At 62.1% G+C, this 12,176-nt stretch carries 13 protein-coding genes; 6 read left to right on the plus strand and 7 right to left on the minus strand.

Annotation, left to right across the window (positions count from 1 at the left end; all coding sequences use genetic code 11):
* Positions 1 to 151 precede the first annotated feature (151 nt).
* The gene (locus BDOA9_RS02790) at positions 152 to 1,036 is read right to left on the minus strand and encodes a dihydrodipicolinate synthase family protein (RefSeq protein WP_025032431.1); all 885 of its coding nucleotides are present in this window, start codon (positions 1,034 to 1,036) and stop codon (positions 152 to 154) included.
* Positions 1,037 to 1,211: 175 nt separating this feature from the next.
* Here BDOA9_RS02790 and BDOA9_RS02795 point away from each other — a divergent pair, with 175 nt between their 5' ends.
* Entirely contained in the window at positions 1,212 to 2,624 is a 1,413-nt protein-coding gene (locus BDOA9_RS02795; RefSeq protein ID WP_025032432.1) for an FAD-binding oxidoreductase, read from the plus strand.
* Between the two features lie 7 nt (positions 2,625 to 2,631).
* Positions 2,632 to 3,297 carry a GntR family transcriptional regulator gene (locus BDOA9_RS02800; RefSeq protein WP_025032433.1) on the plus strand — a complete coding sequence of 222 codons (666 nt, stop codon included), beginning with the start codon at positions 2,632 to 2,634 and terminating at the stop codon, positions 3,295 to 3,297.
* A gap of 6 nt (positions 3,298 to 3,303) precedes the next feature.
* On the opposite strand, the gene BDOA9_RS38725 is transcribed toward BDOA9_RS02800, so the two are convergent.
* Entirely contained in the window at positions 3,304 to 3,468 is a 165-nt protein-coding gene (locus BDOA9_RS38725; RefSeq protein ID WP_192859541.1) for a hypothetical protein, read from the minus strand.
* 197 nt (positions 3,469 to 3,665) lie between these two features.
* Here BDOA9_RS38725 and BDOA9_RS02810 point away from each other — a divergent pair, with 197 nt between their 5' ends.
* Both BDOA9_RS02810 and BDOA9_RS02815 read left to right on the plus strand, forming a co-directional pair.
* Positions 3,666 to 5,687: a YgiQ family radical SAM protein gene (locus tag BDOA9_RS02810; protein ID WP_025032434.1), complete on the plus strand. Its 2,022-nt coding sequence runs from the start codon at positions 3,666 to 3,668 to the stop codon at positions 5,685 to 5,687.
* Positions 5,688 to 6,014: 327 nt separating this feature from the next.
* Positions 6,015 to 6,944, plus strand: a complete 930-nt coding sequence (locus BDOA9_RS02815) for an ABC transporter substrate-binding protein (protein ID WP_210183832.1) — start codon at positions 6,015 to 6,017, stop codon at positions 6,942 to 6,944.
* Between the two features lie 120 nt (positions 6,945 to 7,064).
* Here BDOA9_RS02815 and BDOA9_RS02820 read toward each other — a convergent pair whose 3' ends face one another.
* Positions 7,065 to 7,586, minus strand: coding sequence for a DUF4188 domain-containing protein (locus BDOA9_RS02820; protein ID WP_025032436.1), 522 nt, complete (start codon positions 7,584 to 7,586; stop codon positions 7,065 to 7,067).
* Between the two features lie 90 nt (positions 7,587 to 7,676).
* Positions 7,677 to 8,135 (minus strand): MaoC/PaaZ C-terminal domain-containing protein, encoded by a 459-nt coding sequence (locus BDOA9_RS02825; RefSeq protein WP_052363060.1) that lies wholly within the window; start codon positions 8,133 to 8,135, stop codon positions 7,677 to 7,679.
* A 193-nt stretch (positions 8,136 to 8,328) separates the two neighbouring features.
* On the opposite strand from BDOA9_RS02825, the gene BDOA9_RS02830 reads away from it, so the two are divergent.
* Positions 8,329 to 9,243, plus strand: coding sequence for an arylamine N-acetyltransferase family protein (locus BDOA9_RS02830; RefSeq protein ID WP_152033097.1), 915 nt, complete (start codon positions 8,329 to 8,331; stop codon positions 9,241 to 9,243).
* Between the two features lie 110 nt (positions 9,244 to 9,353).
* Here the strand turns inward: BDOA9_RS02830 and BDOA9_RS37640 are convergent, their stop codons facing one another.
* Together BDOA9_RS37640 and BDOA9_RS02840 are read right to left on the minus strand one after the other, a co-directional pair.
* A complete protein-coding gene (locus BDOA9_RS37640) occupies positions 9,354 to 9,599 on the minus strand; it encodes a hypothetical protein (RefSeq protein WP_042335445.1) in 246 nt (81 codons plus the stop codon).
* A gap of 256 nt (positions 9,600 to 9,855) precedes the next feature.
* Positions 9,856 to 10,296 (minus strand): ester cyclase, encoded by a 441-nt coding sequence (locus BDOA9_RS02840; protein ID WP_025032440.1) that lies wholly within the window; start codon positions 10,294 to 10,296, stop codon positions 9,856 to 9,858.
* A 372-nt stretch (positions 10,297 to 10,668) separates the two neighbouring features.
* Between BDOA9_RS02840 and BDOA9_RS02845 the strand changes: the two genes are divergently transcribed.
* Complete coding sequence (locus BDOA9_RS02845; RefSeq protein WP_025032441.1) at positions 10,669 to 11,715, plus strand: transglycosylase SLT domain-containing protein; 1,047 nt, start codon at positions 10,669 to 10,671, stop codon at positions 11,713 to 11,715.
* A 55-nt stretch (positions 11,716 to 11,770) separates the two neighbouring features.
* Here the strand turns inward: BDOA9_RS02845 and BDOA9_RS02850 are convergent, their stop codons facing one another.
* Positions 11,771 to 12,064, minus strand: coding sequence for a hypothetical protein (locus BDOA9_RS02850; protein WP_025032442.1), 294 nt, complete (start codon positions 12,062 to 12,064; stop codon positions 11,771 to 11,773).
* Positions 12,065 to 12,176 lie beyond the last annotated feature (112 nt).

Genomic DNA, 12,176 nt, shown 5'->3' on the forward strand with positions numbered 1-12,176 from the left:
CTGTAACAGTCGCCGCGAACGAAGAGAACCGTAACCGAGCTTGAATCGCTCTAGTGTTGAAGCGTTCTAAACACAGCGAAGGACCGGGCAGCAACGATCGCGACACGCTGCACGCGAATTCCCGGCAACGTGTCGGGACGCCATCGCGATCTCACGCGATGGCGGGCGCCACCAATTCGTCGAGCTTCCGCTTGAGCGCGGTGCCGTCGGACAGGGCGCGGAGCGGCGGTCGCACGCGCAGCCAGCCTGCATCGCCGGTCTGCGCCGCGAGGATCGCCTTCAGCGTCGTGAGGAAGGACGGCGATTTCACCACGATGTCGATCGCCGCCTGCATGCGCGCTTCGACGTCCTTGCCGTCGACCATCGCCTTGACCAGCTCCGGCGCAATGTTGGCCATGCCGCAGATGGTGCCGGCGCCGCCGGCGGCGATCGCGCGGGTGATATCGGCTTCGTTGCCGACGGTGATGGCAAGCTCCGGCGCGGCGGCACGGAACGCCTGGAACTGCTTGAAGTCGCCGCTGGAGTCTTTCAGACCGGCGACCACCCTGCCGTAACGTTTGCGCAAGTTCGCAGCGACATGGGTCGGGATCGCAACGCCCGAGATCTGCGGGATGTGATAGAGATAGGCGCGCAGGCGATCGTCGCCGACGCCGTCAATGATCGCAGCGAAGGCGTCCTCGATGCCTTCGGCGGTGACGCTGCGGTCGAAATAGGGCGGCAGCAACAGGACGTGGCGCAGGCCGAGGCCGAGCACGGCGCGGGTCAACGCGATGCTGTCGCTGATGGCGGGAAAGCCGCCGCCGATGCCGATGTGCTCCGGCGCAACACCGGCCTTGAGCACGGCTTCAATGGTCGCGATGCGTTCGGCGGCATTGAACGAGGTGCCTTCGCCGGTGGTGCCGAACAGCACGACACCGTCGACGCCCTCGCTGAACAACCGCTTGGCATGTGCCGCAAGCTTTACGGAATCCACGCTGCCGTCCGCTGCCAGCGGCGTTGCCGACGCCACCCAGAACCCGCGAATCGCCTCCGTCATCACACCACCCTTTGCTGCGGCCGCCGACTAAGCCTCTGATCCCGAACGAACTTTCCTGTCGAGCGAAGCCGTTTTTGCTTTACTTTTCATCTTGTACCTTACATACAAGTGGTACGCAAACCCTTTCCACCGTCGCGTCCCGCATGCGGCGGCCGAATCCTAAAGGAGGTCTCGCATGAACATGGTGAGCCCCATTGAGCATCCCGACCAAATGCTCGGCGCGTTGCGCGACAGGCTCGGCGCGGCGGCGGTGCTTGTCGGCGCCGACGTGCCGGCGCGCAATTGCAACGACTGGAGCGCGAGCCTGCCGCAGACGCCGCTGGCGGTGATCCGCCCCGTCGATGCGCATGGCGTTGCCGAGGCGATTGCGGCCTGCCGGCAGGCGCATCTGCCGTTCGTGCCGCAGGGCGGACTGACCGGCCTGTGCCGCGGTGCTTCGCCGGAAGCTGGCTGGGTCGCGATCTCGCTGGAGCGCATGACCGGCATCGAGGAGATCGATCGCGCCTCGATGACGATGACGGTGAAGGCCGGCACGCCGCTGGAGACGATCCAGAAGGCGGCCGACGAAGCCGGCTTCTTCTTTCCGCTCGACCTCGGCTCGCGCGGCTCCTGCGCGATCGGCGGCAATCTGTCGACCAATGCCGGCGGCAACCGCGTGATCCGCTACGGCATGACGCGCGAGCTGGTGCTCGGTCTCGAAGTGGTGCTGCCGGACGGCACCATCATCACCAGCCTCAACAAGCTGATGAAGAACAATGCCGGCTACGATCTGAAGCATCTGTTCATCGGCTCGGAAGGCACGCTCGGCATCATCACCCGCGTGGTGCTGAAGCTGTTCCCGAAGCCGCGCTCGACCATGGCCGCGCTGTGCGCGCTGAAGGATTATGCCGCGGTGATCGCGCTGCTCGACGCCGCGCGCTCGGGGCTCGGCCCGCTGCTGTCCGCCTTCGAGGTGATGTGGCCGGATTATTGGGACGTGATCACGAGCCGCGCCGGCGTGAAGCCGCCGGTCGCCGCAGGCCACGGTCTCTACGTGCTGGTGGAAGCGCAGGGCACCGACGAGAGCGTCGACGCGCCGCGCTTTGAGAGCTGGCTCGAGGAGCTGATGGAGGGCGGGCTGCTCGCCGACGCGGCTGTCGCGCAATCGCTGGCGCAAACGCAGGCCTTCTGGCGCGTGCGCGACATCTGCGCCGAGTTCGGCCAGGTGCTGGGGCCGCACATCTCCTACGACATCGGCCTTGCGGTGGCACGCATGGACGAGTTCGTCACGCGCTGCAAGGCCGCGCTCGCTTCAGGCATCAAGGGCTGCGAGAGCGTCTATTACGGCCATATCGGCGACGGCAACCTGCATCTCGTTTCCTGGGTTACGGGCCTTTCGGTCGCGCAGCAGCCGAAGGAGGAGATGGACGCGATCATCTACGGTCTCGTCCGCGAGCTCGGCGGCAGCGTCTCCGCCGAGCACGGCATCGGCACGTTGAAGAAGCAATGGCTGGGCCATGCCAGGAGCGAGGCCGAGATCGCGCTGATGCGGACGCTGAAAGCTGCGCTCGATCCCGATCGCCTGCTCAATCCCGGCAAGGTGATCTGAAAGCACCATGCGATCGCTCAAGCTCGATACGCCGAAATCGCTGTCGCAGCGGGTGATGCAGCGGCTGCGCCAGGCCATCATCGACGGCGAGTTCGCGCTTGGCGCGGCCATCTCCGAGGAGATGGTGGCCAATTCTTTCGGCGTCAGCCGCACGCCGGTGCGCGAGGCGATGGGACAGCTGCAGGCGCAGGGACTGGTGGTGATCCGGCCGCAGGTCGGCAGCTTCGTGTTCACGCCGAGTGCGGACGACATCCATGCGCTCTGCACCTTCCGCATCGCGCTGGAGCCCAAGGCCGCCGAGCTCGCCTTCCGTCATGACCGCGACGGCGCAATTGCCACGATGAGCGCCGCGATCGCGGCGATGGAGCCGGCCATCGCGGCAAAGGACAACATCGCCTATGGCCGCGCCGACACAGCTTTTCACGAGGCGCTGTTCGCCCATTGCGGCAACCGCTATCTCGCCGAATCCTATCAGCTCGTCTCCGGCCGCGTCGCCGCGCTCCGCACCAGTCTGACCTCGCCGATCGACGTGCGCACCCGCACGTCCTTCGACGAGCATCGCAAGCTGCTCGATCTGTTCACACGCGGTGATTTCTCCGCCTTCGACGGATTGATGACCACGCACATCACGAATTCGGGACTAGTCTACGCCAGGGCGTTGAAGGTGGATTGAGGGCGTCTACCGCTCCTCCTTCGAGGCCGGCCGGTCCAGAAAATCGAGCGCCGTGTTGATCTGCTCGAGCTGATGCTCGATCCTGTCGCGGTCCTCCACCGACGGAGCCTGTTCGAGCTGCTCCACCAGCTTCTGCTTCCGCAGCAGCAAGTTCTCTATGACCGTACCCACGTTTCCCCCATCGCCGGAGGCGACGTCACGGACGCCGAAACGATGGAGGCGCGCGCAACCCGGGCTCGCGTCGAACCCGCAAGCAGAATGCACGCGGGCGCGGTTGGTTCCTGCGGCCGGGTCCGGCCGGCGCCGGAACCGCATGATGGGCCAGCGAGCGGTTGAATTCGCCCGACCCTCGCCCTATGCGTAGCGCCATGGACATCCAGATGATCACCGCCGAAAAGCCGCTGATGGGCCAGGCGCGCCCCCGCAAGCCGGCGCCGTTCCTCCCGATGAGCCGCGCCGAGATGACCGCGCTCGGCTGGGACGCCTGCGACATCGTGCTGGTGACGGGGGATGCCTATGTCGACCATCCGAGCTTCGGCATGGCCATCATCGGCCGGCTGCTGGAGGCGCAGGGCTTTCGGGTCGGCATCATCGCGCAGCCGGACTGGCATTCGGCGGAGCCGTTCAGGGTGCTCGGCAAGCCAAAGGTGTTCTTCGGCGTCACCGGCGGCAACATGGATTCCATGGTGAACCGCTACACCGCGGACCGACGCATCCGCAGCGACGATGCCTATACGGCCGGCGGCGAAGGCGGCAAGCGGCCCGACCGCTGCACCATCGTCTACGCCCAACGCTGCCGCGAGGCGTTCAAGGATGTGCCGATCGTGCTCGGCGGCATCGAGGCCTCGCTGCGCCGGATCGCACATTACGATTACTGGTCGGACAAGGTGCGCCGCTCGGTGCTGGCCGACGCCAAGGCGGACTTGCTGCTCTACGGCAATGCCGAGCGGGCCGTGGTCGAGGTGGCGCACCGGCTTGCCGCCGGCGAAGCGCCGCGCGAGCTCGACGACATCAGGGGCGTGGCGCTGTTCCGAAAAGTGCCGGACGATTACACCGAGCTGCACGCCGACGATCTCGATTCCGCCGACGAGGGCGCATCGCGCCAGAAGGGCTTAACCGTGATCCGCCTGCCGGCGCTGGAGCAGGTCGAAGAGGACAAGGAAGCCTATGCGCGCGCCTCGCGCGTGCTGCACCGGGAGAGCAATCCCGGCAATGCAAGGCCGCTGGTGCAGCGCCATGGCGACCGCGATCTCTGGCTCAACCCGCCGCCGATCCCGCTCAGCACGGAAGAGATGGACGCGGTCTACGACCTGCCGTATGCGCGTGCGCCGCATCCCGCCTATGGCGACGCCAGAATCCCGGCGTGGGAAATGATAAAATTCTCGGTGACGATCATGCGCGGCTGCTTCGGCGGCTGCACCTTCTGCTCGATCACCGAGCACGAGGGCCGCATCATCCAGAACCGCTCGGAAGGCTCGATCCTGCGCGAGATCGAGCGCATCCGCGACAAGACGCCCGGCTTCACCGGGGTCATCTCCGACATCGGCGGCCCCACCGCCAACATGTACCGGATGGCGTGCAAGGACCCGAAGGTCGAGGCGGCGTGCCGCCGTCCCTCCTGCGTCTTCCCGGAGATCTGCCCCAACCTCAACACCTCGCATGACGATTTGATCCGGCTCTATCGCAAGGTGCGCGAGACCAAGGGGATAAAGAAGGTGATGGTCGCCTCCGGCGTGCGCTACGACCTCGCCGTCGAGAGCCCCGAATACATCAAGGAGCTCGTCACCCATCACGTCGGCGGTTACCTGAAGATCGCCCCTGAACACACCGAGCGCGGCCCGCTCGACAAGATGATGAAGCCGGGCATCGGCGCCTATAACAAGTTCAAGCGGATGTTCGACGAAGCGGCCGAGCGCGCCGGCAAGAAATATTACCTGATCCCCTATTTCATCGCGGCGCATCCGGGCACGACGGACGAGGATATGATGAACCTCGCGCTGTGGCTGAAGAAGAACCGCTACCGCGCCGACCAGGTGCAGACCTTCCTGCCCTCGCCGATGGCGACGGCGACCGCGATGTACCACACCGGCGTCAACCCCTTGCGCGGCGTGCGCCACGGCGGCAGCGACAAGGTCGAGGCGATCAAGGGCCTGCGCCAGCGCCGCCTGCACAAGGCCTTCCTGCGCTATCACGACCCCGACAATTGGCCGCTGCTGCGCGAGGCCCTGATCGAGATGGGCCGCCGCGACCTGATCGGCTCGCAGCCGCATCAGCTCGTGCCGGCGCACCAGCCGCCCGGCACCGGCAAGGCCGCCGGCACGAAGCGTCCCGTTCGATCAGGTGGCAGGACGCAGCGGTTCACGACCAAAGGCCTGCGGGTGATGAAGTAGCGCGAGAGCCGGATCGGGCTCGGGTCGGTGGCGCTTTCGCAGCTTCCAAACAACAAAGTTCGAAAACAACCCCATGCACAGTAGGCGGGGGCAGCGGAATCAAAGGCTTAGCGCGGCAGGCGAGCGGATGAAGCGTGACCTCGCCTCAGCCCGTCGATCGAGCACGACTTTTTCGAATAACCGCCACGCATTCTGCTGATTTTACGAAACCGTTGCTCCGTCGGGCAAAACAGGAGCAGAATGGCAGGATCTATGGCGTCACCCGGCGGGGGTCGAATGAAGCGGCGCGGGTTCATGGGGCTAATCGGGGGTGCGGTGACGTGGCCCATGGTGGCACGGGCGCAGCAGCCGAAAAAGATTCCTAGAATTGGTGTGCTCTGGCAAGGCGCGAGTGCCGAAACCCATCCGTACTTTAGGCCGCTGCGAGATGGCTTCAAAGCTATCGGCTATGGCGAGGGCAGCATCATTTTCGAAGATCGGTTCTTCGACAAAAATTCCGAAAACCTTGATGTGCTGGCAAAGCAACTGGTTGAGTTGAAGTGCGACGTTTTGATGGGGATCACCATCCCGCCGGCCCTAGCGCTTCGGAGGGCAACAAGCACCGTTCCCATTGTGTTTGTATATAACCCTAATCCGGTTGGATCCGGTCTTGTGTCGAGCCTCAATCGTCCAGGGGGAAATGTCACGGGAATCGCGCACGTCACGTCGTATCTTGCCGCGAAGCGCGTGGAACTCCTCAGGGATACCATTCCCGCGTTGTCGAGCGTTGCAATGATCTGGGACCCAAGTCCTGCATTTCAGTTTGCCACCCAACCAGAGCTAGAGGATACGCGTAAAGCAGCAAACCAGCTCGGACTGTCATTTGGGTCGTTCGAATGCGGCGGTCCAGAAGGTCTTGAAGATGCATTTTCGAAGGCGAACCAGTTTGGCGCGGCAATACTCGGAGCCAGTGTGTGGCACGTCTTTGTATTACGGCGAATTGCGGAATTGGCCATTGCAGCAAAGCTGCCCGTGATCAGTCAGGCCGATCCTTATCCTGAGGCCGGGCTCCTGATGTCATATGGAGCAAATTGGACGATAGTAGCCCGGGACGCGGCTCCACTGGTGAAGAAAATTCTCGAAGGTGAAAAGCCTGAGAACATTCCGGTTCAGGAGCCGACGACATTTGAACTGGTGTTCAACATCAAGACGGCGGGCGTGCTCGGTCTTCAAATCCCACCCATCATGCTGGCACGCGCGACACGGGTGATTGACTGAAAGTGCCGCTTGGTCAAACGATCGCTTCTCATTCTGCTGATTTTACGAAACCGTTGCTTCGTCGGGCAAAACAGGAGCAGGATGGCAGGATCGGAAGAATCGGGGAATTCAGAGCGGCAATTATGCAGGCCCATCCCCACCGTAAAACTCGTCCTCCTCGATCACTGCGGGACGCAACTGGCCGGATAACCTGGCTCTGTGGCGGGCGGAGAACATTGGCCCACGGGCGGGCCGCAGTGGCGCGAACTGTGCGAAGCCGATAGGCGTCGGCATGTCGTCGTAGATGGCCTCCATGCCGCCTCGCATCAAGTAGGTTTCATGCCAGAAGCCGGTGCCGCGCGATGACTTCAGAAAATCCTGCCACCATTGGCGGTGCGGCATCGAACGGGACCACGCCTCCAGCGCATCAAAATCGCGCCAATATTGTCGCATGCCAACGTGCAATGGAAACAGGGACATGATGAAATTCTCATGCAGGAGAAGCCCGTCAGGCTTCTTGTCGGCCGCGTCCTGAATCTGCGGACCCAGGCCGATCAAGGTTCTGATCCCGGTCCACGCATTGACGCGCATTCCGAGATAGATCACGACCAGATCGGGAAACGACGACAGGTCGACAGTCTGTCGTTGGACTGCGCCCTTCATTCTGACCTCATGACGCAATGATGGGTGTTCTTCGCGTTTTGACTGGATGCGGACGTCGGGCCGGCCACTGGACTCACGGCCTTCCGCGTCTCAGGAATTCGCGGGCGGTCGTCGCGCCACGAGAACCGTATTGACACATTGAAGAACCGTTTCGCGCTTCTGATTGCGGAGATGTAGCTGGTTGCGGACAACGCCTCTGTCGGAATGGGACTTTGACTCACGCTTCTCCAAAATTGCCACTTCGAGATCGAGGCCGTCTCCCGGGCGCACCGGAGCGGGGAGTCTGAGTTCATCCCAGCCAAGCCCCGCAACGATGCGGAGCGAATACGGCTGTGTTCTGCTCAACAAGGAAATAAGTATCGCAAACGTGTGTGCACTCGAAGCGATCAGTCCGGAAAAGACCGAGCGTGCGGCCATCTCCTCGTTGGTATGAATGGGCAGCGGATCGAATTTTTGGGCAAATTCGATGATCTCGTTCTTTGTGACGTGGTAAGGGCCCGCCGTACGCAGCTTGCCAACCTCCGCCTCCTCGAAATACAACATGGCCATTGGCGCCCCCTGAAGGACATCTGGCTGATCAGGCAACAGCTTAACCTTGCGGCCAATTAAAGTCAGCAGGTCTTCATATCACTCAGCTACGAAGTTGCGTCTCGGGTGTCGGAAGTCCACTCGGAGAACCAGCGCGGACTCCGATTTGCCAAACCTGAGTTCTTCGCGTTTTGATCCGTTGCGGACATGGCTCTTGCCTGAGCCGTACAGCTGGCGTGAAATGGAAGTCGTTCACTTTCGGCGGGGGCTGTCGATGGATGATGGGGGTTTTGATCAAGAAAGATGGCTTGCCCGCATTGGCTACTCCGGGGGGCGGGCTCCGACGCTGGAGACATTGCGAGGTCTGGTCTTTGCCCACGCACATGCCATCTCGTATGAGAGCCTGGATATCATGCTCGGTCGCGTCCCCAAGCTGGACGTGGCGTCGCTTCAGAAGAAAATGATCGACGGCGGTCGGGGCGGTTACTGCTTTGAGCAGAACATGCTGTTTCGGGCCGGCCTGCGCTCGCTGGGATATCGACTCACAAGTCTGCAAGGGCGGGTGGTCCGGGGCCTCGATATCGATGCACCCCGGCCCGCGATCCATATGCTTCTCATCGTCCATCTGCCCGAAGGGGACTATCTGGCAGATGTGGGGTTCGGAAATCTCGCCCCGACCGCTCCCCTCCTCTTCAAGCCTGGCGTCGAACAGGAGACGCCTCACGAGACAATGCGGTTCATCGATGTCGGCGGCGAGCTTACTTTGCAATCGAAGCTCGGAGATGAATGGGCTCACGTCTATCGCGTGATTCCTTATCCCCGTTACGACGGCGAATACGAAATCACGAACTGGTTTACCAGCACGCACCCCGATGCGCCGTACCACAGTAACATGATTGCCGCCCGCCCGGGGCCGAACCGAACGCGCATTACGATGTTCAATGCCCGCGTGATCGTGCGGTATCCCGATGGGCGTGCCGAGCGACGGACGTTGGATGGCAATGACGCATATCGCCGCGTGGTGCGCGAAGAGTTCGGGCTGAACGTATCGCAGGAGGACCTTGCCGCAATGCTGGAGGTCGTTGAGCAGCGTGGCGCAAAAGGGGCGCCACACCCATTCTTTTCCTAGCGATTGCGCGAAGCCGCTGCGGGTCAGGTCTGCTTCTGCATTCTGACCTCCTGACGCATCATGGGTTCGCCTTTGGCTATGAGCGCGCGATGGGAATGGCGATCCGTCCGTTAGGCAAAGAAGCCGTAATTGATCTTCCAACCAGTGTTCTGTTCCAGTTCATCGTATAAGGCGTCGAAGCCTTGGGTTCTGCCATAGCCAGTCGCGTTGACATATCGAACGGGCTCGTTCGTCTCGAAATAGAATTGAATCGCGCCGCCGCCCAAATTCTCCGCACGCTCAAAGTAGCCATTGCAACAGGGGTAGCGTCCGCCTGCTCCGAACAACATAAGCCAGAGCCGCAGCGCGAGAGACATCTGTTTTCGTGCCTCGATCGCACCTGACGGTTCCTCGGCCAAATAGACAAACCGTACCCCCGGAAAAACCCGACTGAGCTGCAGTTGAACGTCAGCTACGCTACCCAGTGCAGTCCGGTCCGACTTACTGATCACGCCACGCAATGACTTCTGACACCCCGGCTCTCGTGCGCACTCCTAAGCGCAAGTCAAAGTCACCCAAGTTTCGACCCAAAGCTCGTAGGACAGGTAGAACGCCACATCGAGCGAAGCGTCATCATGTCGAGCGCATCCGCTCGATCAGCCCGTATATGTCTCCGAGCACATAGAGGTCGCGTACCTTGCTGCCGTCGAAGGTGAAGATGGGCATACCAGTCCACCAAACGTGACGGCCGCTTGGAGGAACCCCGAACATCTCCTGGCGGTGGTAGCCGTGAAAGCGCATCTTGCCGCTGACACGATTGCCCTCCTCGATCAGAACCAGCATGTCGGTGGTGTAGTTGCCGAATGCTGCCGTCACGAAGTCCACGTAACCGGCAAATTGACTATGTCCGACCAAGGACGGGCCTAGAGAGCCGCGAAAGGTGAAGTCAGGGAGGAAAATCGAGGGGATCAGGCTCTTGTCGGCGTGATCCCACATCTCCTTGTAAAATATGCGCACCAACTCTTTTTGGGGCGACAAAACAACACCGGTCAGATCTAGTGCTGGTTCATCCATTTTGGCCACCCATCCTGATCGCAACGGAGAAAGCTGAAGCCTGACATATTTGCGATCCTACCGGGAGACCAATGTCGGCTTTTTGGCCCGTGGCCGAAAATCCTGTCGGCTGTCGGCGGGTCGGTCGCGAAGTGTAGAGCGGAAGCCACTAGGATCGGACGCCATTGGCAGCTTACGACCCATGGCCGACCCACGAGCATCTCCCGCCAGGGGCCGCTGGTGACCCAAAGAGGGACACATCGCGTTGCGAGGCGGAGAGCCCGCCCTCGTTCACCACATTTAAACCTTAAGAATCTACGAAGAGGGCTCACCCACGGGCCGCAGGACCATGCCGACAGCCTTCCTACAGAAGCCATCATTGGACTTCGGGCAATGAAGGTCTGGCAGACCGGCTGCATCGTGGCTGTTATCGCATCCGCGGGACTTTATCTGGCCGCCAGCAACAGACCGGCCGCGACTTTGCCGGATGTCATGCCGGAGGCGGCAGCGAGCATACCGCCTGCAGCGCGCATGACGGCCCCTACGACCATGGTGACGCCTGCCTTATACGCGGAGGCATCCACCAGACTTGCGGCCGCGCTTCGGGCGGAAAGAGCAGAGCTTGACGCGGTGATGTTGGCAGGTTCCGAGCCGTCGCGCGCCAAAGCCGAAATCGTTGATGAACCCGCCGGGCCGAAATTGGCCTCGTTGGGACAGGATGTCATCCAATCGCTGCCGCCGGAACGCGATGGGTCCAACGGTGCTGCGAAAGCGGCGGCGACGCAGGATTTCCGTCATCTGATCTACTACGTCTGGTCCGAGCTGCCGCCCGCCGAGAAACCGGCGGAGACCGTCTTGCGTGCGTTCAAGGACATTCCTTTGGGAACGCCGGCCGAGGAGATCAAGCGCGCTGCCGACGCGTTTGGTCTCGATGTCAATTTCATGATGGCGGTTGCCAAGATCGAATCCGGCTTCAACCCCAACCAACGCACCGGGTCTTATATCGGGCTGTTTCAGCTGAGCCATTACGAGTTCGGCAAGTTCGGCTTCGGGCAGATTCGCAGTCCGCGGGACAACGCCGTTGCAGCCGCCTACAAGATCTTGACCGAAGGCGTCCAGTTCGAGTGGATCACGCGCCGCAAGCCGGACATGAGCGATCTCTACCTGATCCATCAGCAGGGCTGGGAAGGCGCCGCCGAGCACATTAGCAAGCCCGCTCGCCTCGCCTGGAAATCGATGTGCGCCAGCAGCGAAGGCAAGGAGAAGGGTGAAAGGTGGTGCAAACGCGCGATCTGGGGCAACACACTTCCGGCCTTCAAGCGCAGCTGGAAATCGGTCGACAACGTGACGTCGGAGGCGTTCGTCGGCATGTGGCGCGGCCGGGTCGCCGAATTCTACGGGAAATACGTCGCGACTGCCGCTGCGGCGGCCGCCCAATAATTTCCCTCGTCGGCAGGCTTCGCGCCTTGCGGTGACGAAGTCGCGGCGCTGCAATCTACAGCGCGAGCACGACCTCGCCGGACACCGCATCCGTGACGCCGCGTCCGTTGCCCTGGTCCTCGAGTACCGCCCTGAAGCTGTCGAGGGTCTTGATCATCGCGGAGCGTGCCGCCACCAGCGCATCCTGGCTGGACCAGGTGCCGATGAGGCAGAAGGTCTGATCGCCGGTCCTGATGATGACGCCGTGCTCCAGCCCCGGCCATTTGGCCTTGCCGTCTCGGTGCGCATCGAGGAAGGCGCCTTCCTGGCCGGGCTTCACCTTGAACTTGACGACATTGTAGACCTGCATGATGCGCCTCCGGAAAATGAATGGATGAAAATGCGAGCGCCGGACCAGGCCGGGTTCGGACCGATATTTTTGCACCCCAGCAGCAAAAAGTCGAAACCAACCCCATGCACCA

Origin of the sequence: Bradyrhizobium sp. DOA9 (assembly GCF_000617845.2) — a bacterium.
GTDB lineage: Bacteria > Pseudomonadota > Alphaproteobacteria > Rhizobiales > Xanthobacteraceae > Bradyrhizobium.